At 39.6% G+C, this 26,107-nt stretch carries 10 protein-coding genes; 1 reads left to right on the top strand and 9 read right to left on the bottom strand.

The window, feature by feature from the left end:
- Positions 1 to 51: 51 nt before the first annotated feature.
- From AACW45_RS12370 to AACW45_RS12335, 8 genes are all read right to left on the bottom strand, one after another.
- Positions 52 to 4,302 (bottom strand): type I polyketide synthase, encoded by a 4,251-nt coding sequence (locus AACW45_RS12370; protein ID WP_190628130.1) that lies wholly within the window; start codon positions 4,300 to 4,302, stop codon positions 52 to 54.
- On the bottom strand, positions 4,299 to 8,984 hold the full coding sequence (locus AACW45_RS12365; RefSeq protein ID WP_190628129.1) for a type I polyketide synthase: 4,686 nt from the start codon (positions 8,982 to 8,984) through the stop codon (positions 4,299 to 4,301). The genes AACW45_RS12370 and AACW45_RS12365 overlap by 4 nt, the downstream gene beginning before the upstream one ends.
- Positions 8,977 to 14,325, bottom strand: a complete 5,349-nt coding sequence (locus AACW45_RS12360; RefSeq protein ID WP_190628128.1) for a non-ribosomal peptide synthetase — start codon at positions 14,323 to 14,325, stop codon at positions 8,977 to 8,979. The genes AACW45_RS12365 and AACW45_RS12360 overlap by 8 nt, the downstream gene beginning before the upstream one ends.
- A 774-nt stretch (positions 14,326 to 15,099) precedes the next feature.
- Positions 15,100 to 16,440: an MFS transporter gene (locus AACW45_RS12355; RefSeq protein ID WP_190628127.1), complete on the bottom strand. Its 1,341-nt coding sequence runs from the start codon at positions 16,438 to 16,440 to the stop codon at positions 15,100 to 15,102.
- 259 nt (positions 16,441 to 16,699) lie between these two features.
- Positions 16,700 to 17,080 carry a DUF1636 family protein gene (locus tag AACW45_RS12350; RefSeq protein ID WP_190628126.1) on the bottom strand — a complete coding sequence of 127 codons (381 nt, stop codon included), beginning with the start codon at positions 17,078 to 17,080 and terminating at the stop codon, positions 16,700 to 16,702.
- A gap of 4 nt (positions 17,081 to 17,084) precedes the next feature.
- Positions 17,085 to 18,131, bottom strand: a complete 1,047-nt coding sequence (locus AACW45_RS12345) for an iron-siderophore ABC transporter substrate-binding protein (protein WP_190628125.1) — start codon at positions 18,129 to 18,131, stop codon at positions 17,085 to 17,087.
- Between the two features lie 163 nt (positions 18,132 to 18,294).
- Complete coding sequence (locus AACW45_RS12340) at positions 18,295 to 20,934, bottom strand: TonB-dependent siderophore receptor (RefSeq protein ID WP_190628123.1); 2,640 nt, start codon at positions 20,932 to 20,934, stop codon at positions 18,295 to 18,297.
- Positions 20,935 to 21,755: 821 nt separating this feature from the next.
- Positions 21,756 to 24,212, bottom strand: coding sequence for a tetratricopeptide repeat protein (locus AACW45_RS12335; RefSeq protein WP_190628224.1), 2,457 nt, complete (start codon positions 24,210 to 24,212; stop codon positions 21,756 to 21,758).
- Positions 24,213 to 24,239: 27 nt separating this feature from the next.
- On the opposite strand from AACW45_RS12335, the gene xisF reads away from it, so the two are divergent.
- Positions 24,240 to 25,586, top strand: coding sequence for a fdxN element excision recombinase XisF (gene xisF, locus AACW45_RS12330; RefSeq protein WP_190628122.1), 1,347 nt, complete (start codon positions 24,240 to 24,242; stop codon positions 25,584 to 25,586).
- Between the two features lie 132 nt (positions 25,587 to 25,718).
- On the opposite strand, the gene AACW45_RS12325 is transcribed toward xisF, so the two are convergent.
- Complete coding sequence (locus tag AACW45_RS12325; RefSeq protein ID WP_190628121.1) at positions 25,719 to 26,105, bottom strand: hypothetical protein; 387 nt, start codon at positions 26,103 to 26,105, stop codon at positions 25,719 to 25,721.
- Positions 26,106 to 26,107 lie beyond the last annotated feature (2 nt).

Below are 26,107 nucleotides of genomic sequence, written 5' to 3'. Positions count from 1 at the left end.
CATCCCACAAGAGTTTTATTAATGCACCATTTTAGCTTTGCGATGCCACTGCTATGTTGACAGTTGCATATCGGATGTTTCTTCTAATTCTTCTAATTCTTCGATGAGAATTTCTTCAATTACTAAGGCGAATTCAGCAATAGTTGGAGCTTCAAACAAAAGGCGTACTGGGAAGTCAATTTGAAAAATTGTGCGCAGTTGCGAAATTAAGACTGTTCCTGTTAGTGAGTCGCCACCTAATGCAAAGAAGCTATCATGAATACCTATTTGTTCAATACCGAGAAACTGTTGATAAACTTCAACTAGTTTTTGCTCTAGTTCGTTGGTAGGTGGAGCATAAGCATTTTTTAATTTTGGTCGGGAATGGTGAGTAGATATATTAGCTTTGGGAATAGTATTTTTCTCGGTAAATGCGGCTGAGGTAGTTGCTTGAGCTAAAATTATATGGTCTGTAAAAGATGCAAATTCTGAGAATGCTATTACTTGTTCAAAACCATGAGATTTGAGTTCTTGTTCCCATTTTTCTTGTGATAAAAAGGGATTGCACATATTACGCTGGCTTTGCGCATCTGCTATTGGATTCATTAGCAGCGCGTCTATAAATTCAAATTCTATCCGGGGTTGAGTTGTTTCCCAAAATAGTAGTAAACCGCCAGGTGCAAGTAAAGAACGAAGTCGTTCGAGAGTTTCGCCAATATTGTTAGAAACATGCAGCACTTGAAAAGCTACGATAATATCAAAGCTGTAACTTGAATATCCTTGTGCTTGTGGCGATCGCTCAATATCTAATAATCCATATTCTACAAATGGATAATCGCTAAATTTCTTTTTGGCTGCGTTGAGAAAAAACCCACTCACATCAGTAAAGGTATATTTTGTTTTCTCTTGTGGCAGCATCGGTAATAATTCAGCAGTCCCCGTACCAGTTCCACCACCAATTTCTAGAATTCGCAAATTGATATCTGCTGGTAGTACTTTTAACAACTGTTTTAAGCATACCCCCATAATGGAGTTATAGTACTGTTGTTGCGGTAATTGTTGAACAGAAAATTCTCCTTCTTTAAATAAGGTGGAAACATGAAACTCTAATGGTTCTTTGTCTCCAGTTAACAACGCCACCATATTTTCACCATAAAGTTGTAGTAGCTCTATTTGTTGTGGCGTATCTGTCCATTTAGCTTTAACTTCTCGCAATAGCTGATTAACAACTTCTGCGGAAATTGGGGATAAATTAGCAAACAATTCTTGGGCTTTATTTAACTTACCTTGCTCTACTAATATTTCCAGCCATCGATTTAATAATTCTTTGTAGGTAGGAACAATTTGAGATTCTGCAATCAATTCCTCTAAAGAATACTGGCGTTCGGGATTTTGGAAAATTCCTAATTGTGATATTGCCAGATGAATATAAGCAATGCAAAGGCGATCGCACCATTGTTTCTTTTCTTGTAAAATTTGCGCATCCAAGTTTGCCGCACCCATAGCAGCTTGGCGTTTCCCTGCTGCTACTAGAGATTCCCAGAGCAATGATGTAGATTGGGTTTGAGGCGTTATTTCTCCAGATGATAATTTTTGTGGTTCAATCCAATATCGTTGTCGCTCAAAGGGATAGGTTGGTAAGGGAAGGCGAGATCGATGCTCATGACGATGAAATTTTGACCAATCTATGTTGACTCCCTCTAGCCATAGTTGCCCTAATGTATTCAATATAAAAGCAATATCTGACTGTTGCTCATAGGCATAGCGGAGGGAAGATAAGACTATCAAATCATCGCCAGCAATATTATCTAAACATTGCTTTGCCAAACTGCTTAATGCTTGTCCTGCGCCTACCTCTAATAAAATCGGGTGGTGCTGTTGCCATAATTGCTGTAATCCATCCGCAAAGCGTACTGGTTGACATAGATGCTGTGTCCAATAGGCGGGATTTGTGGCTTGCTCGGCTGTAATCCAGGTTCCCGTGACGTTGGATAGATAAGGGATTTGCGGTGGTTGGAGATTGATGGTTTGTACTAGTTGGGTGAAAGAATCAGCGATCGCGCTCATCATGAAAGAATGAAAAGCGTGTGATGTTTGCAATTGACGACAAGCTAAACCCTGGGCGCGTAACTTTTGAGATAATTCCTCTACAGCTTGGGTAGTTCCCGCTACTACACATTGAAATTCGCCATTAACTGCTGACAGAGAAAGGTTTTCATTTAAGTAAGGTTGGACTTGTTGCTCTGTTAAGGGAACCGCTAACATCGCGCCCCCTGGTAACTTTTGGATCGCTTGCGCCCTAGCAGCCACCAGAGCGATCGCATTTTCTAAAGATAATACCCCTGCTAAGGTTGCTGCTACATATTCACCAATGCTATAACCAATCATCGCTACGGGACGAATTCCCCAAGACATCCATAATTGAGCTAAAGCATACTCCACCGCAAATAACGCCGGTTGAGTCAAATAAGTTTGATTAAGTTTCTCTGTAGCCGGGTTGATTGCTTGAGTATCGCGCCCCAACATTTGACGTAAATTAATACCCGGCTTCTCATTGCTTGCGGCTTGAGGTGCTGAAGAAGGAGGATAAATAACTTGTTTGAGGTCAACACCTAAAAGAGGTTGGAATAAAGTAAAACAACGGTCAAGATGTTCGCGAAAAGTTGGTTCTACTTGATACAGTTCCCCAGCCATATTAATATACTGAGTTCCTAACCCAGTAAACATAAAAGCGATGGGGCGTTGATTTGGTTCTTGATTGTTCGTCAAGACTCTTTGGGGACTCTGGAGAGCAATTATGGCATCTTCAATATCTCGACAAACAACCGCACGCCGATGGGTAAACGGATGACGACCAACTTGTAATGTATAGGCTACATCTGCAAGGTTCAATTCTGGATGCTGTTGCAGATGCTTAACTAAATTTACAGTCGCCGTCTCTAAAGCCGATTCAGTTTTGGCAGAAAGTACCAATAATTCCTGGTTTCTCCCCTGCTCCCTGCTCCCTGCTCCCTGCTTTAAAAATGGTGCTTCTTCCAAAACCACATGAGCATTAGTCCCCCCAAGACCAAAAGAACTGACTCCAGCACGGCGGGGTGTGTCATTTGTTTCCCATTTACGGAGTTGTGTATTTACGTAAAAAGGGCTATTGGCAAAGTCTATCTCTGGATTGGGTTCCTCAAAATACAAACTTGGTGGTATTTTTTGATACTTAAGAGCTAGAGCAGTTTTCATTAAGCCTGCTACCCCAGCTGCTGTATTTAAATGGCTGACATTCGGTTTAACTGAACCAATCGCACAGTAACTTTTTTGATCAGTTTTGGCACGAAATACCTTTTCTAAGGCGCGAATTTCAATCGGATCGCCAAGGGCTGTACCTGTACCATGAGTTTCAATGTAAGTAATTGTATCAGGTTCAAAAGATGCGATCGCTTGAGCTTCGGCGATTACTTCTGCTTGTCCGGCGACACTTGGAGCTGTATAACTGACTTTTACTGCTCCATCATTATTAATCGCAGAACCTTTAATTACTCCATAAATATAGTCACCATCTGCAACAGCATCTTCTAATCTCTTGAGAACTACAATACCTGCGCCTCTACCAAAAGGGCCACCAGTAGCTTTAGCATCAAAAGCACGAGTGTGTCCATCACAAGAAGCCATTCCTCCAGCTTGATAGAAATAACCCTCTACTTGGGGAAGGTGAATTGCAATACCTCCAGCTAGTGCCATGTCACATTGGTAACTCAGCAATCCCCGACAAGCTAAATGAACAGCGACTAAGGAAGTAGAACAAGCTGTACCAACATTCACGCTGGGCCCTTTTAAATTCAGTTTGTAGGAAACTCGTGTAGGAATAAAATCTTTATCATTACCAAGGGTAACTTGCAGATTTAGCGATTTTAGAAGCTCAGGGTGTGAAGCAAGATTGTTGAATAAGTAAGTACTTAAGTTTCCCCCAGCATATAAACCGGTTAAGTTGTTGTCAGATTTCGGATTATAACCAGCATTTTCTAATGCTTCCCAAGCACATTCTAAAAAAATTCGCTGCTGAGGATCGAGAATTTCAGCTTCTCTAGGAGAAAAACCAAAAAATGCAGCATCAAACATCTCAATATCTTCTAGCACAAACCCAGCTTTTACATAGTGAGGATTTTGCAAATCAGCAGGGTCTACACCTGAAGCTAATAACTCTTCATCATTAAAGTAGGAAATAGACTCAACACCATCACACAAGTTTTGCCAAAATTGAGCGACGTTTTTAGCACCAGGAAATCGGCCAGCCATCCCAATAATAGCTATACCTTTTAATTTATTGTTCATGTATATCTCCTTCTTTGCTTAATTAACTGTGCTTCTTCTTCAATTGCGGCTTCTTGCTTCTTGGCGCGGTCTTGTGCTTGCTCAAAAGCTGGTTGTTTGTTTTGTGTCTGACTGAGATATTCTGCTAAGGCCTGGATGGTGGGATATTCAAATAAGTCAGATGTTGAGATATTGCAGTTTAAAATAGCTTGCAATTTACTGCGTACCTGTACCATGAGCAGCGAATCGCCACCCAACTCAAAAAAGTTATCGTAAATACCAACTTGTTCTGTAGCAATCAATTTTTGCCATACCACTGCTATTTTTTGCTCGGTTTCATTTCTTGGAGCAACATAAGGATTTTGTAAATTAGGTCGAGGATGAAGTGATAAATTAGGTTTTTGGCTAATATTTTCTTCTGGGACATTAGCTAAATTTACCCATTGATTAATTCTAGTTTGTAGGTCTGCGGTAGATACAACAACTTGATTGATTTTTTGACTACAATGCAAAATTCTGGGAAAAGCTTCTACACCTTCATTTGGTTTAATAGCTAAATTTGCTAGTCCAGTAGCAAAGTATGATTGATTTTCTGACTCTGTTTTGACAGTTTGCCAAGCATCCCAATTAACAGTTATCCACGAGTTAGGATGACTTTGATTATATTGATGTACAAAAGCATCCATATAACTATTAGCAGCAGAGTAGGCAATATATCCTAATCCTCCTAATACTGAAGATAAGGAAGACATTAATACACAAAAATCAAGTTTTTTATCGCTACAGATTTTTTTTAATACTAATAATCCATATACTTTGGGGATAAATTGCCGTTCGCAGTCGATTTTCTGGGTCTGTTCAATAAATGAAAATGATTTTTCTTCAGTGATACCGGCAGCATGAATTACACCATTAATTTGACCATATAGTAATTCTGCTTTCACCCATGCTGCTTGCATTTGTTCCAGGTTCGCAACATCAGCAGCGATTGTCAAAACCTCAGCACCTAGCTTTTCTAATTCCTGCAATTTCTGAATCTTGCAGCTAGTTAAATTTTGTGCATCATGATTCTCTAGCCATGCAGACCAATCATCTTTAGGAGGAATGACTGTACGTCCTATTAATATTAGTTTAGCTTGGAAATTTTTGGCTAAATATTCTGCTAATATTAGTCCAATTCCTCCCAAACCACCTGTAATTAGATAAACTCCTTTTTCTCTTAATTTTGGTGCTTCTTTTGGCGATTGTTGTAATCGGATTGGTGCAAAGGTTTGTACCCATCGATGATTACCGCGATAAGCAATGATTGAATCAGTACCAGGACTAATAATTTCTGCTAAAAGTAGATTTGTCAGCTTATCTTCTTGTAAACTTCCTGGTAAGGGAATGACAATATCAATGTGCCGACATTGGATTTGGGAATACTCTTGAGGGATAACTTTAATTGCTCCGCATAAAGTAGCTTTTTCTGGAGAGATATTTTCCTCTCCGGTTACTGCTTGGATGCTATGAGAAATTATTGTGATTTGTAATGGCTGTGAAATATTGAGTTTATTGATAGCCTGGACTATAAATAGTAAACTATAAAATCCTTGGTATTGGCTTTCTTTGAGTAATGCTAATTCGTCATCTGTGGAATTAGTCGTATTAATGTTCCACAAATGCACAATTTTTGTAGGTAGCTTATTTTCTGCTTTTAGTTGTTGAAATAAAATATCGTAGTCACTGCTATGTTGAGGATTGATACTGTATTGGTTAGCATTCAATTTAGCAAATTTTGTACCCGCTTGCACCAAAATCACATCTTGATTGTGAATTTCTAGTTGCTTGATTAATTGAAAACTTAAGCTTAACTCGTTTGTAAATACTAAAATGCTAGATTTTTGTAACTTTAATTCAAATTGTGATATGGGAGGTGGAGATTGTTGCCATAAAGGTAGATAAAACCAATCTGTAATATCTGACTTTTTACTAATAGAGGAAGGTGCATATTTATGTTTATAGTCTTCCAACCAATAACGCTGGCGTTCAAAGGGATATGTTGGTAGGGGAAGACGATAACGTTGCTCGTTAGCATAAAATCCCGACCAATTTATCTTTACTCCATAGAGCCAAAGTTTACCTAATGTATTTAGTAAGAATGCTACATCTGATTGCTTTTCTTGAGGATGGCGTAGGGAACACAGCCCAAGAAAATCGGCATGTTTTTTCGCCAAGGTACACAAACTACGTCCCGGCCCTACTTCTAATAAGATAGGATTTGCTTGTTGTTGTAATGTAGAGATACCTAATGCAAACTGCACGGTTTGTAGTAGATGTTTTGCCCAGTATTGAGGATCTGTGGCTTGCTGTGGAGTTATCCAAGTTCCTGTGACATTGGAAATAAAAGGAATTGCTGGCGGATTGAGTTTAACTTTTTTAACTTCTTGGATAAATGGCTCGATCATCGGTTCCATCATTGCTGAATGGAAAGCATGGGAAGTATGCAGACGGCGAGATTCGACACCTAATGCTGTAAGTTTTTGATGAATTGCATCTATAGCTTCGTGAGTCCCAGAAACAACGCATAAAGAAGGTGCATTATTAGCAGCTAGAGATATATTTTCCTTGAGTATTTCTTCATTGAGTAAAGTTTTTATTTCTGCTTGCGATCGCGAAATCGAAAGCATTGCACCTGGGGGAAGTTGTTGCATCAGTCGCCCACGCATAGCAACTACAGCCAAAGCATCTTTCAGGGAAAATACACCAGCAAGACAAGCGGCGACATATTCGCCAATACTATGACCAATCATGGCGCTGGGTGAAATTCCCCAAGACAGCCATAATTTAGCTAAAGCATATTCAACTACAAATAATGCAGGTTGGGTAATAGCAGTTTGTTGTAATTTTTCAGATGCGGTTTTAGCTTCAGATTCCTGGGGATAAATAATTGTGCGCAAATCTAGCCCTAAATGAGGTTGCAGCAATTGACAACATAAATCAACCTGTTGCTGAAAGATTAGCTCAGTTTGGTAAAGTTCTTTACCCATATCTACATACTGAGCGCCTTGTCCGGGGAACATAAAGACGATAGAGGAATCGCTATTTTCAACTAAGCTCGTAGCAATTCTTTCGGGATCTCGGAGTTGCAAGGCTTTAGCTGCATCCTCGATATTTTGACAAAATAATAGGCGACGATGATTAAATTCAGCACGCCCAACTTGTAGGGTATAGGCAATATCTCCTAAGTTCTCATCGGGATGTAGTTGCAGGTAATTAGCTAAATTTTCTGTCGCCGTTTCAAGCGCTGATGCGGTTTTGGCAGAAAGTACCAATAATTTATGCTTTCTCCCCTGCTCCCTGCTCCCGTTCGGCTGACGCTCACGGCGGAAGCCTGCTCCCTGCTTGAAAAAGGGTGCTTCTTCTAAAATCACATGAGCATTAGTCCCACCAATCCCCAAAGAACTCACACCGGCGCGTCGGGGTGTATTCCCAGATTTCCATTCTCTGAGCTTGGTATTTACCTCAAAGGGGCTATTGGCAAAATCAATTTGCGGATTGGGTTGGTTAAAATTTAAGCTGGGTGGTATTTGCTTGTGTTTCAAAGACAAAACTGTTTTGATCAATCCCGCAACCCCAGCTGCTGCATCTAAATGACCGATATTTGTCTTGACTGAACCGATCGCACAAAAGCCTTTTTTCTGGGTACTGCTACGAAATACTTGCGAAAGTGCGGCGATTTCAATGGGATCACCTAAGGTTGTACCAGTACCATGAGCTTCGATATAGTTGATTGTCTCTGGTTCCACAGCTGCAAGCATCATCGCCTCGGCTATTACTTGAGCTTGACCATTGACGCTAGGCGCTGTGTAGCCCACTTTCAGGGAACCATCATTATTAATGGCGCAACCTTTAATTACTGCATAAATGCGATCGCCATCTGCTAAAGCCTCGCTCAATCGTTTGAGAAGCACAACTCCCACACCGTTACCAATAGTTGTACCTTGGGCTTGAGCATCAAAAGCACGACAGCGACCATCCGGTGAAAGGGTTCCTCCCTGTTCGTACAAGTAACCTGTTTTTTGGGGTATGCGAATAGATACCCCACCAGCCAAAGCCATATCGCATTGATAGTTTAACAAGCTTTGACAAGCCAATGTCACGGCTACTAATGAGGTGGAACAAGCTGTTTGAACTGTAATACTAGGGCCTGTGAGATTTAATTTATAGGAAACACGAGTTGTTAGGAAATCTTTATCGTTACCTATGAGAGTCTGATAACACTGTGCCGAGCCGATGCGATCGCGGTTTAAATCTACAGCATAATAGTTATTTAGGCTAGCACCAGCATAAACTCCAATCCGACCTTTATATCGATGGGAATCATAGCCAGCATTTTCTAAGGCTTCCCAAGCACATTCTAAAAAAAGACGGTGCTGGGGGTCAGTAACCTCTGCTTCGCGATGGGAAAAATTAAAAAATGCGGCGTCAAATAAATCAATATCTTCTAATATGGCACTGGCTTTGACATAATCGCGATCGCCAATAGCTTCCGGATTTATCCCCTCTGCTACCATCTCTTCATCGCTGAAGGTGGAAATTGACTCTATTCCATTGGATAAATTCTGCCAAAATTCTGCGAGATTTTTCGCTCCTGGAAAACGCCCTGACATCCCAACTATGGCAATTCCTTCGAGAGCATCATTATCTATATTGCTAACCATGATTTTTTCTACCTTGTTTGCTCAATAATTGCTTTTGGCGATTGATAGCCTCAATTTGCTTTTGAGCGCGATCGCTAGTTCCGCTAAAAGAAATTTGTTGTTCTTGGCTTAAATATTGCGCTAGCGAGTAAATAGTTGGGTTTTGAAACATTGTCACTACTGATAAATCGCGCTGCAAAATCGCGCTGAGTTTTTGATTAACTTTCAACATCAGTAGAGAATGTCCGCCTAAATCAAAAAAGTTATCATGAATACCCACTTGTTCAATATGGAGTAATTCTTGCCAAACTTTGGCTATTTTTTGTTCTATTTGTGACTGGGGTAGTTGATAATTAGTTGTTAATTGTGGACGCAAGCTCTGAGGAACAGGTAAAGCCCGACGATCTACTTTTCCGTTAGCTGTCAAAGGTAAAGCATCTAATAAAATAAAGCTGTGAGGAAGCATATAGTCGGGTAGTTTGGCTTGGATAAATCCCCGTAGTTCATTAATAGAAGGTTGAGTATTTCCCCGAACTACTAGATATGCAACTAAACGCCAATCATCTAATATATCTTCTCTCGCTATAACTACCGCCTCTCTTACCTGGGGATGCTGCATTAATACAGCTTCAATTTCTCCTAGCTCAAGGCGATTTCCCCGAATTTTTACTTGATAATCTATTCTGCCTAAAAACTCAATGTTACCATTTGAACGGTAGCGGGCTAAATCTCCCGTTTTGTAAAGTCGGTCAAATCTATTATTAGATTGTAACTCTTTAAATGGATGATTAATAAACTTTTCTTGAGTTAATTCTGCTCTATTTAAATAACCTCGCGCCAATCCTAAACCACCAATATATAATTCCCCCGGAACGCCAACGGGAACGGGTTGTAAATGTCGATCTAAAATAAATATTTGTGTATTGGCAATGGGACGACCTATGGGTACAATCTTTTCATCATTCACAGATTCACATCGCCATGCTGTCACATCAATAGATGCTTCTGTCGGGCCGTAAAGATTATGTAATTCCGCAGCAAAACTCTGAAAAAATCTTTGCTGTAAATCGTAATTTAAAGCTTCGCCGCTACAAATTACATGTTTGATACTTTGACATTTTTGATGTTCTGTTTCTTCAAGAAAAACTTGCAGCATGGAAGGTACAAAATGCAGTACAGTTACTTGCTGCTGTGATATCAATTCAACTAAATAGCGTGGCTGTTGATGACCGCCTGGTTTAGCAATAACTAAGGTAGCACCAGTTAGCAAAGTCCAGAAAAATTCCCAAACGGAAACATCAAAACTAAAGGGGGTTTTTTGTAAGACTCGGTCGGTTGATGTTAATTGATAAGTATCTTGCATCCACAATAAACGATTACACAAACCCCGATGAATATTCATTACACCTTTAGGTTTGCCTGTAGAACCAGATGTATAAATTACATATACTAAATTTTCTGGTTTAACATCGCTATGGGGATTGTTGTAACTATAATTTTTATCTCCTAAATCTTTAATATCTACAGATATAAATTGGGCTGGATGTTGTGGTAATTGATTGCTTAAATCTGCTTGAGTTAATACTAATGAAACTTGCGCATCTTCTAGCATAAAAGCTAACCGCTCTTTGGGGTAGGATGGCTCAAGGGGTAAATAAGCTCCACCAGCTTTCAGGACTGCGATTAACGCTACCACCATCAAGAGCGATCGCTCCATGTAAATACCCACAATCGTCTCTGGTTTAACACCTAATTCTTGTAGGTAATGTGCTAGCTGATTTGCTTGGCTGTTTAACTCTCTATAGGTTAATTGTTGATTTTCAAAAATTACTGCAATTGCATCTGGTGTTTTCTCTACCTGTTCCTCAAATAACTGATGAATGCATTTATCTTCAGGGTAATCAGTCTGGGTATTATTCCATTCCACTAATAACTGCTGAGTTTCCGGTGGCGTTAATAGTTGTAATTGAGAAATACTTTGTTTGGGATTGCTAACTATACTTTCTATCAACGTCTGGAAATGTCCCAGCATCCGGTTAATAGTATCTGCATGAAATAAATCTCTGTTGTATTCACAAGTTGCAACTAAGCCTGCTGGAGAATCCTCCATAAATAATGTCAAATCAAACTTAGATGTACCATTATCACCCTCTTCATAACTTACAGCTACATCAGATAAACTTAAATTTGGTTTGGGAATATTTTGCAGCACAAACATCACTTGAAATAGTGGATTGTAACTTAAATCTCTGCTGGGCTGTAGTTCTTCTACTAATTTTTCTAAGGGTAAATCTTGATGAACATAAGCTTCTAAAGTTGTTGATTTGACTCGCATTAACAAATCCTGAAAACTCAGGTTATCAGCAAGCTCTGTACGCAAGACCAAAACATTGACAAAAAATCCTATTAATGATTGAGTTTCTGCTCTATGGCGATTAGCAATGGGTGAACCAACTAAAATATCAGTTTGACCAGTGTATCGATAGAGTAATATTTTGAAGGCTGTCAACAAGGTCATAAATAAAGTGACTTCCTGCTGACTGCTAAAATGCTTCAGTTGTTGTGTCAAGGCTGGAGAAATCACTAATTTAGCTTGACTACCTTGGAAAGTTTGCACTGGCGGGCGTGGATAGTCTGTAGGTAAATTGAGTACAGGTAGCTCACCCTGCAACTTTTGTTTCCAATAAGTCAATAATGGTTGAATGCGTTGAGAATCGAGCCATTTTCGTTGCCAATTGACAAAATCTCCATACTGAATTGGTAATTCAAGCAGTGGTGAAGCTTTGCCAGTAGAAAATGCTGCGTATATTGCAGTTAGCTCTTGGATCAGGACACCTACAGACCAACCATCTGCAATTATATGATGGATAGTCAGAGCTAAATAATAATTTTTGTCATTAATTTGCCAAATTTTAGCCCGTAATAGTGAATGATTAGAGAGGTCAAAAGGCTGCTGTGCAAACTCTCTAGCTAAACTTTGCAAAGTGCGATCGCGTTCTGTTTCTGGTAGCTCTCGCAAATCCTCAACTATCAAATTTATCGGTTGAGCTTGGTGGATGACTTGCACTGGTTGTTCATCTACTACTGTCAAACTTGTGCGTAATACTTGGTGTCGTTGAATAATCTCGTTCAGACTGTCCTCTAAGGCTATTAAGTTAACCCAACCTTGGAGGCGAATAATTAGGGGAATATTATATGTAGGACTATTGGGATTTAGCTGATTGATAAACCATAATCCCTGTTGAGCAAAAGATAAGGGATAAGTAGATGTATGAGATCTATTTATCTGTTGTTGGGTAAGGGATGGGGAACTAATTTGAGCCAATATCTGAGTCACGAGCGATCGCAAGCTCATTCCTGCAAAAAAATCGGCTATAGATATATCTACTTCTAAGTCAACTTCAATCCGATTCTTGATTTCAAATACTTTTAACGAATCAAGCCCCAGCCTACTCAATGGTTCTTGAGGTGCGATCGCATCTGATGAAATGAACAATACTCTTGCTAAGAGTTCAATTAAATATGCTTCTAGAGCCGTTTGACATTCCTTGGGAGAGAGCGCCAACAGTTGAGAACGTTGTAAGTTAGTTTCTGTACTGACGCGATCGCTAATTTTGAGAATATCACTGGCAATTATATTCAGTTCGCCATTCTGGAATTGAGAGCTTGTTGCCCGTCGTTGAATTTTACCACTAGAAGTTTTGGGTATACTTCCCGGTTTAATTAAAACCACTGCATAAACTTGTACTTCATGTTCTTCAGTCACTCCTTGACGAATAGCATTGACTACCTCTGCTAAATTCGGTTTGGCGCGAAATTCTAATTCTTGGACGATGACTAGCTTTTCTTCATTGTCAATTTCAACTGTAAATGCAGCGCTAGCACCAGCACGTAAGGATGGATGACTGCGTTCGCAGGTTAATTCTATATCTTGTGGGTAAAGATTGCGACCTCTAATAATAATTAAATCTTTAGCTCTACCTGTAATAAACAGCTCTCCATCCTGCAAAAAACCTAAATCTCCCGTTCGCAGAAAAGGCCCTTCTCCTGTATCTGCTAAATAAGCTTGGAATGTCTCTTTTGTCTCTTGCTCTCGATCCCAATAACCTTGCCCTACACTTAAACCAGATACCCAAATTTCCCCAATTTCATCGGGTTGACAAGTTTTCAGCGTCTCCGGATTGGTAATGACTACTTTCTGTTGTGGGATCACTCGACCACAACTAACAAATTGAGAGAAATTCTCATCTGTAACAGATGCTTCGACGAAGCGATTACATTCTAATGCAGATTTCTCAAGCGCTTTGACTAATGGTGCGGTAGCCTTATCTACACCTGACACCATGAGGGTAGTTTCCGCCATACCGTAACATGGATAAAACGCCTCTTTCCGGAACCTACATTCTGCAAACGCCTCTGCAAAACGTTGTAAGGTATCGTAACGAATAGGTTCCGCACCATTAAAAGCTACATTCCAACTACTCAAATCGAGAGTTGCTTTTTGTTCGGGAGTGATTTTCTGGACGCATAAATCATAAGCAAAATTAGGGCCGCCACTGGTTGTCCCTTGATATTGCGAAATTGCTTGCAACCAACGATATGGACGTTGAAGAAAGGCAGCAGGAGCCATGATAATGCAAGGAAAACCGCCATATAAAGGTTGCAATATCCCACCGATGAGACCCATATCATGATACATAGGCAACCAGGTAACAAATTTACTGTCTGCGGAATGCTCCATAAATTGACAAGTTGTCTGGGCATTGTGCAGCAGGTTACCATGACTAATCATCACACCCTTGGGCGTACCTGTAGAACCAGAAGTATATTGCAGAAAAGCGAGGGTATCTCTATCAATATGTGGTTTTTGCCAATTATCTTCTAAACCCTCCGTCAGATTATCAGTAGTTAGCCATTGCAATGATTTACTGTCAGTCTTTGCTGTCATTAGAGACTGGACTGTTGAGAAAAGTTCTTTTGTTGTCAGTGCGATCGCAGCTTGTGCATCATTAGCTATTGCGGTGATTCTGGGTGTATTGCGTTGATTTCGCGGAGGATATGCAGTTACCGCCACAACTCCTGCATATAAGCACCCAAAAAAGGCAATTAAAAAATCTAAACCCGCCGGATACAGCAGTAAAGCCCGTTCGCCTGTTAAGCCTAACCCTTGTAACCGAGCCGCAACTCTACGCGCTAGCCGATCTAATTCTTGATAGCTGAGGGTTGCTTGTTCTGTTTCCCCATCTAACAGAAATGTAAAAGCATCTCGATTTGGTTGTGTAGAACTTCTCAAACCTAATAGTTCTACAACAGTAGAACAGTTAGGTTGGTAGGAAACAGAGGAACGATCGTATTTACTCATGTTGATTAGGGGTTAGGGGTTAGGTACTTCCATACTTTTAGAACTTAGGCACAATCTAGTGCTTTGTCTGATTAATTATGTAGGGTAAGTTTCTTCTTCTTTTCTCTTCCTTCGCGCACTTCGCGTCTTCGCGGTTCGTTTTTTACCCCTTAAAATTAATGGGACAGACCACTAGTAATTCTTCTCCTAAGGGGAGACGCTGCGCGAAAGCGTTCTTGGCGTTCTTGGCGTCTTCTCTGCGAGACGCTACGCGAAGGCGGTTCAATAAATAAAGCTTTTTGGCAATGCGTAAGTCCATACTTTGTCTGGCGTTGCTTATTGGTGGGTTTGTCTCACGCAGAGGAGGCAGCGCGTTGTGGGGGTTTCCCCTGTTGTAGCGACTGCCGTCGCGCAGAGGCGCAGAGAAGAAAGTGAGAATAAAGATTTTTGCCAGAGACTCCATAAAAATCAATCTTTCTATGCCCAATGCCCAATGCCCATTTGTCTATTATTAGTTGAGCTAACTACCGATTTGGCGACAGTTAAGATAGTGAAGCTTCTCTATGCAAGTTATTCTCATTATTATTGAGAGTTATTTTTAATAAGCTGAAATTACTTTACCGAGAATTAATACACTGAAGCAATAGCTAATACATTAGTAGATGTTATGAATTAAATTTAGTGAAATAGGATATACATATACTAAATATAAGCAATGTATTATATTTGACGCTAATTATAATGGCGATTCATTAATGTTGTATTCGGGTTTAACAAGAAGCGATCGCTAAATTTCTATTTTTCACCCGTAATCGCTGCATATTCAGTATCATGATCGGGCAAAATTCTCTCAATATCCCGCAATTGGCGAATATAAAATCCAGCACACCCAATCACTAGCATACATACAGCACAGATGACATAAAGTAGGGCTATCCCCGCACCTGCTCCCGTACCAAATATTGTTGTCAGAGTTCCCGCACGACTATTACTTGCGGTTAATGCAGGAGCAAATATTTTATCTGCTAAAGGCCCGGCAATTAAATAAGCTACTGCCGACCCAGATTGTAAAATTAATGTATGGGCAGCAAATACCCTTCCTTGAATATTAGGAGCAACTTTAGCTAACCAAATGGCGCTCTCAGAGCTACCGTTGAACGGGAAATTGAAAGAAGAACAAAACTGTGTAGGTATCCAAATCCAAGGCGTTCGAGCCAAACCAAAGATAATTTTGCTCAATCCTGCGCCAATCATTCCCAATAAAACACCGTTGATTTTCTTTTTAAAACCACCCCAGGTACTAATAATGATGGCTCCAGTCACACCGCCAAAACCAGCCGCAGCCGCTAAACTGCCCAAAATCACGGTATTATTATCGGTTCGAGCTAAAATCATCGGTGTATAGAGAGAATCCCCAACGTCATGGGCAAACCAAAACACAGATGTGACGATTAAAAGCGCGATTAAGCTTTTGCGTTCCAGAATGTAGCGAAAACCAAAGCCTAAATCTTGCCAAATCTTGGTGGGAGTTTCATCTACATCGCTTGGGGATAGTTGAGGAATGCGAGTCAATAGTAAACTAGTCATGGCGATCGCAAAAGTAGAAATATCAATCAGCCAAATTCCTAATAAACCAATAACTTGATAAAGATATCCGGCTAAAGCGGGAGCAACAATATTACTGCCATAACTTGATAAAAATTCGAGACTGCTAGCACGGGTATAATGTTGCTTAGGGACTAATAACGATACTGTTGCCGAATAAGCTAAAGATTGAAACTGGTTAAATGTCCCAACTAAAGCACTAGCTATATACAAATGCCAGATTTCTAGGTGATTTGTGAGATACAGTAGCATCATCGTTATCGTCGTTAGCACTGCAACAGTATCGCCCACCATCATCAGTAATTTACGATTAAAGCGGTCTATAATTACACCACTGATAGCCGCGATCGCAATTCCTGGTAACAAGCTAAAAAAACCAACAAGGGTGAGAGTTGTAGCTTTACCTGTAATTTCCCAAGCCCAAATTGCGATCGCAAAGTTACTCATATTACTACCAATGGTAGAAACCAATTTACCTACCCAAATCGTCAAAAAATTACCCATACTGCTGGGATTTGGTGATTGTGTCATTTAACTTCCTATTACCGAAATTTTTAGCTTAAAAATGAGTATGGGCATGGGGCATTGGGCATGGGGCATGGGAAAGACAGCTTTTCGGTTGTGTCAAAACCTGGCGTGAATAGTTAAGGATAAACGTAGGTTGGGTTGAGGAACGAAACCCAACATTTTCGGCGATTTGTTGGGTTTACACACGGTAAGCCCAACCTACGCGGTTTAAGGTTTTTGACGCTAACTGAACGGTATTGATCTATAATCAAGACTCCAGAATTTATTGATTAATTACCGAAGGAATACAGCCAGAAAATGCAGAGTCTAACTCTTGCGGAAGCTCATCCCAGTTAACTGCTCCTAGAGGATCGTTAATATACATTTTTGTAAATTCTAATAATGCAGAGGCATTTTCTTCATCAGCAGGTAAATTGATTAACATATATGTCGGTTTATCTGGGTGCGCAATAGCAACAACACAACCACGACAATTCCACAAACATTCTACAGGCTGAATTTTTAATTCTTCTAAAGCGTATTTTTCAGCAGATAAAGCGGTAATTTTGTCAAGTAAAATATTACCGTCATTAGGCTGATTTTCTGCTAATTCTGTTGAGGAATGGTTACAGGATTCGCAAACGAATAGCGTATATTTATTCATTGGTTTATGTGTGTGACAGTAATAAAGAAGGCAATTGTTTTAATATCAAAGAATTCGCTATAGGTGCGCCGATTACGTCGCTCCAGAGGGTGTAGTCTACAAAGTAAACTTTTCCTTCTTTCCATGCTTTTGAATTGTGTAAAATAGGACTTTCAGCCCATTTTTGCCTAAGTTCTTTAAAGGGAACAGTATAATTAGATTCACCATTCCAATTGTCTAACCAGGTATTAATAAGGATAATATCTGCATCTATTTGACCAAGGGTTTCTAGATTAATTTGTGGTCTTAACCCTAGTTTTTGGACTAAATCGGCAAGAAATACAGGCTGAAAACCTATTTTTTTCAGAAGTTCATTTGTATTTCCTTGGGATATCACCTCTATGTAATTCATCGAGAGGCTGCAAGCAATATTTAGCACTCGCGGATGAGTGCTGGCGAGTTGGGCTAATTGAGTCCGAACTTGAGCTATTTGTTGCTGTTGGGAAGTAATGATTGGGGAAATATTTTTCTGAGTATTTAGTGCTTTGGCAACAATTTTAATGTTGTCCTGCCACTTCTGCTCGCTATCTATGAAAACAGACGGTGCGATCGCCGATAATAATTGATTGTCCTGATAATTTAAGCCCAAAATTAAATCGGGTTTCATCAGAGTCAGAGTTTCCAAAGAAGGGCTAGAGCGATCGCCTAAATTAATCGGCTGACTAGTGACAAATTTACCCAGGTAGGGAATCTGTTGGCTAGGGTTGTCAAATTGGCGCGATCGCACTAAAAAAGCATCAGCGTAAGCCGCAGGTTGCACATCCAGCGCTAACATCAGACTCAACATCTTCGGATCGAGAACCGCGATTTTTTCAGGTTTACCGCAAATCTTGGTTTTTCCGGTTGCATGTTCCACAATGCGACAATCAGCAGATAGCGATCGCCCATTTTCTAGCTTAGGGTTTTGCGGACTCCCACTATGACAAGCTGTAATGACAATAGCTGTCAACAAAACCAAAGCCATGTATTTATATAAAATAGCGATCGCTTTGCAGCAAGTTTCCAAAAACATAATTGTGGATTCCCCAAAAATCAAGATGAGCAATCAAAAGGCTTTTATGGCAAACCCATAAGTAAATTTAGGGGCTAAAAACTGCTGGAAAACAAGGTAATACATGGCAAAAATATATTTTATTCCTTCTGCCTTCTGCCTTCTGCCCCCTGCCTTTCTTCATCTAGAACTGAATTGAAAACGAGCCAATAACAGTAAAAGGTGCGCCAGGATAGATGATGTTTCTGCTTTGCGCCGTCTCATAATAAGTCTCGTTGAAAAGATTGCGGAAATTCAGTGCTAACTTCCAGTTATCCTGTTTGTAATAAATGGCTGAGTCTGTGCGGAAATAGCTAGGTAAAACGCTGGTATTGTCCAAATCGGCGTATCTATCGCCCACATAATAAAGCCCTAAACCAAAGCCTAACCCTTTTAAATTACCGCTTTGCAGTTCATAGGTTGTCCAAAAACTAGCTGCATGTTCGGGAACATTAATTAAGCGATTACCCACAGCAATACTGTTGTCTTTCGAGGTAATTGCATCGGTATAGGTGTAGGAGGCAATGATATTCCAACCAGGGAGAATTTCGCCGCCAATATCGAATTCAATACCTCTGCTTCTCTGTTCTCCTACCTGGATGGAGAGATCCGGATCGTTGGGATCGGAGGTGATCACGTTAGTTTTGGTAATCTCGAAGGCGGCTAGGGTAGCCGAAAGTTTTTCACTAATATCTGCTTTGATACCTACTTCATATTGTGTTCCTTGTGTTGGTTTAAAAGGTTCGTTTGTTGCTGCTGAACGACTGAAAAATCTATCAGGTTGAAACGATTGAGTGTAACTGGCGTAGAGGGAAATCGGTTTAATTGGCTGGTAAACAATCCCAACACGAGGACTAAACGCAGTGAGGGATTCTTCATTCGTTGTTTGTGCGATAAAATCTTCTTCTTTTCGTTGGAAGGCATCAAAGCGCCCACCAACCAAGACTTTGAGATTATCTGCAAAAGTAATTTGATCCTGGATATAAATCCCTAGAGTATCTCTTTGAGTTGTGTAAGCAGTGGTGCTTTCATCAGGTGTAGCCGGGAGTTCCACATCATAATTGGGATTAAAAATATCTAGCAGTATGGGATCTGCCACCTCGAATGAAGTATATTTCCAGGTGTTGCGTCTTAACTCCACCCCAATTAAAGGTTGATGGACAATCGAGCCTGTTGTGAACCGTCCAACTAATTCTGTTTGCAGGGTATAGATGTCTCGTTTGAATTCCTCACGACTCACATAGATTGGCGCAAACCTATCGTCAACTAAATCATAGCCACCAATAGCAGAAGTACCAGATGATTTACCAGAGACAAAGGAAAACGCATTACGTATTTGCCAATCATTGCTAAATTTATGCTCTAGTCTATAGCCAACCCGAAGATTACTATCGTTATAAACGTGAGGTAAACCAATAAAGCGACTAATAGGGACAGGCGCAGGGCGATCGCCAATTGAAGGAATCCCGCGATCAAACAGATAATCATTGTCCTGGTATTCCAAGTCAATACTTAAGGTAGTGCGATCGCTAATATTCCAGGTAAAGACAGGCGCAATAAATGTACGTTCTAGAAAGTTATAGTCTCGAAAACTGCCAGAATTTTGATAAGCCACGTTCAACCGATACAACACCGAACCATCATCGCTAACAGGCCCTGATAAATCAACGCTGGAGCGATAAAAGGAATAATTGCCAACATTAAATTCTGCTGAATAATATGGGCTACTCAGGGGTTGTTTTGTGACAACATTGATGATTCCTCCCGGTTCAGACTGACCAAATAGAACAGAAGCCGGCCCTTTGAGAACTTCAATGCGATCGATATTTGCTGTATCTACCGAAGAGTAAAAGTCATTGTCAGAAAATCCATTGCGAAAATTTCCATCCTGACCAAAGCCACGAATATTATATCCACCAGCATCTGTACCCCCATAGTTACCCTCTTTGCGTACACCACTGATATTCTCTAAGGCTTCTTGTATGCGCGTCGTCTTTTGATCTTCTAGAATTCGACGCGGGATTACTTGAATTGAACCCGGAATATCGCGCAAAGGTGTATCAGTTTTCGTCGCAGTAGTTGCACTCGGTACCCGATATCCGTCTTCTTCTCCCGTCACCACCAATTCAATCGGCTCATCCTGCTGCGCTGCGGGTTGTTCTGGGGTTGTTTGAGTTACTGGTGGTTCCTCTGTTTGTGGCGTTTGTGGTGTTTGAGGTGTTTCTGGATCTTGTGCGGCTGTTGTTGCTGATGCTACTTCAAAAATCAATCCTGCATTATCATCAAATAACTCAACCACAGGTAAAGATTTCTCACCTACCACCGTTAAACGCACAGTGTTTGCGTCACTATTCGCGACTGTTATCTCAGTAATTCCCGATACTGGGTTTTCTGAACGATAGGTGAAACTATCACCATTAGGCAACTTTAACTGCCCACCAGTAATATCTGCAATAAAATTATTACCCGTACTGCGATTGTTAACTTGCAGTTGCTCCCCTTGATTGGTTTCTAAAATTACTTCCACCCCTTTTTCGGTGGCCTTGGCTTTTACTCCTGTAATGATGACAGTATTCCCTGGAGTGGGTAGCTGTACTAAATGACTGGCATTTGTCGTCGGACTTTCAATATCGCTCAGTTGAGAAAGACTTTTAGTAACTTCTTCCTTTCCCAATTCCTCAGCTGTTGCCGGAGTAGAGAGTAAACAGGCGAGACTAGCAAAGCTAACTGCTAAAGGTATCGTACTTTTGGGCAACAAGCTTTGAAATAATTTATATGGCTTCATTGTTGACTTTTAGCTTCTTACCAATTGCGACGGCAATTGTTGATTGTTTCCAGGTATCGATCAGTTTGATAGGTCGATGGTGATATTTGCACCCATAAACCATTTTCATCTACTTATGAAAAATAGATGAAATATATTTTTGATTATCACGATAGGTTACGTTTTTATTAATACAAGTTAGTATCAGTAAAATCGCCGTTTCCTATTTGAGATTATATTCTGGATGATGAAACTCCAAGCAATGCCAGTAAAGTTTGCACCATCAATTTTTCCTTGCAAGTATAATTATTTACTTTTTACATGCAATGAACTTTATTGCTAACTATTCTCAGGATGATTATTACACGATCGCAACTTTTAAATCAATCATCAGACAAAGATAATAGTATTTATTGTCAATAAATTTCTACTTAGCGATCGCCTCAAATCGTAGAGAATCTATAAGAGCGAGGCTTTAGAGCCAGATTTTTGGTAACTGGGGAAGTTTTGGCTTTCGATAAAACTGGGGTGGGGTAAGGTGGATGTTGATGGTAGGTAATTTGATTGCAAATCAAGTCCTGATAAGGTTTTCACCCTAAGTTGAGCGAATGTCCCCTTGGCTTGAGCATATTAAATATTGGTAAATTTGTCTTCATCCCCAAAAACTCTACCCACGAGGGGATGAAGTTTGTCTCAGGGAACTCCAAAAAATAAATTATGCCAATTTGTAGGGGCGGGGTTAGCCATTGGTGTCAACTTAAGCTAAAAGCTATATACGGCGCGTGTTGTACAAAAACCCTCGCCCTCATCCCCTCTCCCCTTCTCCTGAGCGAGAAGGGGAATTAAATCTCTTGCTCCCCTCTCCCGGTGGGAGAGGGGTTGGGGGTGAGGGCAAAAACCTGGCTACAAAGCGGGTTTCGCGTTAAGTTGACACCATTAGCAGTTATCAAAATTTTGGCAACTTGTTTTGGAGCATTGATTTCTGTGAATAACTGAATTGCTTGCTGAAAATAAATTTGACTAGCACTATCTTTAGCTAATTTTTGATCAGTCAAGCCCAATTGAAAATAAGCTTCTGCTAAGTCACATTTAGCGCCTATCTTATCAAAAAGCTCGATAGCTTCTGTATGATGCGCCAAAGCTAATTGATAATCTGCTTGCTGGCGATAAATTTCTGCTAGCCCATTTAATGTTTTAGCTTTTACCTGCATGTAATGACTTGCTTCTGCAAAAGTCAATACTTGATGAAACATTTGCGTAGCTTTAGAAAAGTCACCTAAATTCACATAAGTTTGTCCCAAAATTTGCATAAAATAAGCAAAGCTGCCATTATCTAGCAGTTTTTCATTTTTCATATTTTCATATGCTGCATTTGCTAAATCCTTGGCAGCATCAAACAACCCTAAATAGGAATTAACTAACGCTAAACATACAGAAGCTTTTTCTGCCCAGCGATGATGTGCGGTATTTTGAGCCAGGTAAATTACTTGTTGAAATAACTCGCCAGCCGTTTCTAATTCCCACAAATCTATTTTGTAAAGACCTATACTTAAAAGGGAATCTACCTCTAACATTCGCAGATAGTAGACTTTATGCTTATTTTCTGGCTGAGGTACCAGTGATTTAAGTGCTTGCTTGGCTAAAGCGATCGTTTTCTCTTGACAAGTTAACGCCTGCTCAATATTCCCGGCAATCCAATATAAATCACCCAAAATATTGTATATTTCAATAATGTTTTGTTCAGATTCAACATGATTTAATACTCGCTCAATGGCTGTGAGTATGGGCTGAATTAAACCCATGCGATATAAGGTACTACCAAGAGGTAAAAACTGCTGCCATTGATTATGACGACTCTGAAGAATAACTTTACCCGCTAACTCAAATTCATTAATTTCTATGTAGTGATAATATGCTTCTAGAGCTTGTAAAGCATCTTGAAAAGTGGCAATTTGGGTAACGCTAGCTGTCCAAAATTCTGCGGTTTTGTGGTTAGTAATTTGCCATTCATCACTCATGCGTAAACGCGCGATCGCTTCAGCTTGAATTACCGGATGCAGCCAATATTCACCGCGATCGCATTCTACTAAGGAGCGGTTTCTCAAAGAAGCGACAATCTGCCGATGTTCAGCCGGGGGAACATCCCATAATAAACAAAATACTCCTGATGCTGGAATAGTCGGTATATCTTGATAACGATAGCAACCCAAACGGCAAAGCAGACGATAAGCTTGGGGATCGAGAGTTTGCAGCCGATTAATTTGACTCACAGCTAAATTTTTTAAATCCGTGGCGGCTAAAGGATCGCCATGATTTTGTTGCCAATATAACGCCATATCACCGCCAAAATCTGCTTGCATTGCACCGCAGAGAATACCCATCGCTTTAGCATTACCGCCGTAGGTATGATGTATTTGTTGCAAGGTAGGAAGGTTAATAGTTAACCCCCGCATACTAAAAAACTTCAGCCATGCATCTCGATCTAAACCTGGAAGGCGATAATGATGTACATTCAGTTCTGGTTCACACAGGCGATCGCGACTAGTAATCAGGGTGACAGATTTTACCCTAACATCAGCCAAAATCCGCAACAATTCTAAATAGTTACGGTGGGGAGCAATTAACCTTCCTTGTTGATCTAAAGCAGGTTCCAGATTATCAATTAATACCCCAATCCGCCGATGATGGAGTAGGCGCTTGAGTCGTCCCAAAGTTACACCAAATTCTACCCCTGGTTCCTCACCAAAGTCTTGTTTGAGCCATTCTTCTATCACCCGTTGCGCTGAGGTGATGTTGTGAGTTTCTTTCGCCATCAACAATTCTAAAACCAAATCAAAACCTTGAGTTTGGAGATATTGCTGTGCGAGAGTAGTTTTCCCTAAACCCCCTTCGCCTTGGATGACAATTACTTTCGATCCCTGATTTACCAAAGTATTCAGGTGTGCGATCGCTTCTTCTCTACCCAAAAAATTGCTATCCTCTAGTTGATGTGGGGAAACTTGAGGTATTTTTGGGTAATCAATTAGACTAGAGATAACCGCAGTTTTTCTGAGAACCCGTTCTAAAGTAGCGCGACAATTACTTTTAGTAATCTTCTGTCGCAGGACTCGCGATAGCAACTTCCACAACTGCGAACCTACATCCTTAACGTGTCCTTCCGTACAACCGTAAGCATAGGCAATATCTAAGTACTTTCTACCCAACCAAACCTGCACAAGAATAACTTTTTGCAAATCGCTCAACCGTTCCCCGGTTTGAGCAGGAATTATGGTATCTAACCATGCTAAAGTATGATATATAAAGTGGACATAGTAAGGGAGAGATATATGAAGGTAGGGTATGTAAGAGTTTCTAATAGAGAGCAAGCTTTAACTGATGCGCTTAATCAGCAAACTAATAGAGTGGAGAAAGAAGGAGTAATAGAGATATTCTCTGATATAGAATCAGGTAAATCTTCTGATAGAAAGAATTTTAATAGGATGATTAATTTAGTTAAGAAAAGGAAGATAACTGAAGTAGTAGTAACTAGAATAGATAGATTAGGTAGAAGTGTTATTGGTATTAATAAGGTTATAAGTTTATTTGAAACTTACGGAGTTAAATTAACTATAATAGATGCACCTGTAGATCCTTCTTCTCCCTTTGGTTGGTTCCAGGTTAATCAGATGGCAGGATTAGCTGAGTTTGAATCTAGATTATTAAGCGATAGAATAAAGCATGGACTAGATTACTTCAGAGAACAACATAAAGCTTGTCCTCAAATCCCTTTTGGTTATATGAGAGTAGATGAGAAATACTCACCTGATAGGAACAATTGGGAAATAGCAATAGATATAATTAACTATTTTATATATGAAAATGTTTCTCTTAGAAAGGCAGCAATATACTCTTTAGAGAAACATAATAAAAAGTGGACTCCTACTGGATTAAGAAAATGGATGACTAATCCAGTATTAAGAGGACATACGGTATATTACAGACGTAGTCGATCTGATAATCCTGATGATTGGAAAGTTATATCTAATACACATACTCCTTTAATATCTGAAGCTAATTACAAACTCATACTAGATAAACTAAAAGATAATAAGCATAAGTATGCGTATGGAAATAATAAATCTAATAAAGATCCGCTTCCACTATCAGGATTAATATTGTGTGGAGATTGTGGATTCCATTGTAGATTTAAAACTCCTCATGGTAATACCTATAGACTTAGATGTATTAAGAGAGATACTCTAGGAGAGTTAAATTGTTCTAATGGTAGAAGTACTAGATTAGCTTATGTTATTCAGAAAGTAGACGAAGCACTTGTATCTAGATATGAAAAGTTAATAGCATATACTCTAGATAATATAGAAGTTAAGATTCAAAGCCATCCAGAGATTATTAAAAATGAAGCTACCCTAGCTGGTCTTAGAAATCTTCAAGGAAATCCTTTTGTAGATGAAGCTATCCAAGGAATTCTAGAAAGTATTGAGCAAATAAAACATTCTATTATTAAAGAAACTCAAGTAGATAAAGAACTATTTAATATCCTGGAATCTTCTTATAGTAATATAGAATTCTTCCAGGATATTAGTTGGTTAGATAAGGTAGTTATCTATAAACAACTTGTTAGAGAAGTTAGAGTACTTAATGGTGAAGTATTAGAAGTTAAGCTACTAGTTTAGTTAATTTATCTATCTCTAATCTAAACTCATCTTCTGATAATCTCATTAATCTTTTTCTATCTTCTTTATTAAGATGCTTAATCTTATTCCATCTTATGGCGCATCTTAATAAAACTTGTGCGGCGGTCTCTGTCATCTTTCTAATACTTCTTTATAACTATTGTTTAATGCCTTATTCACTTCTTCTTCTCCATACATCCTTTCTAAATCATGTTGAGAGAATATATCTAAATGTATTGCTTCTTCTAGAGGAACTACGCATTTAATTTTATTTAGAGCATTCATCTCTAACTCATTCCTTTTATTCTCTCTTGTAGCTATTCTTCTTAGAAGAATCTCTACTGTTTCATAATCTTTCTCAGAAGATGTTAGTTGTAATTCACTAGTTTCTAAAGCAGTAGAGTAATACTTAAATAGAAATCTAACTTTAATATTACTCCCAGTAGTAATAACTCTAGTTGTTACAGTAGCTTCTTCTGCTAGAGCTAAAAGGAATAGTAATCTTTCAGCATTAGTCATAC

The organism is Calothrix sp. FACHB-168 (genome assembly GCF_963889195.1).
Lineage (GTDB): Bacteria > Cyanobacteriota > Cyanobacteriia > Cyanobacteriales > Nostocaceae > Aulosira > Aulosira anomala_A.
This window is presented reverse-complemented; position numbering and strand designations above follow the sequence as displayed.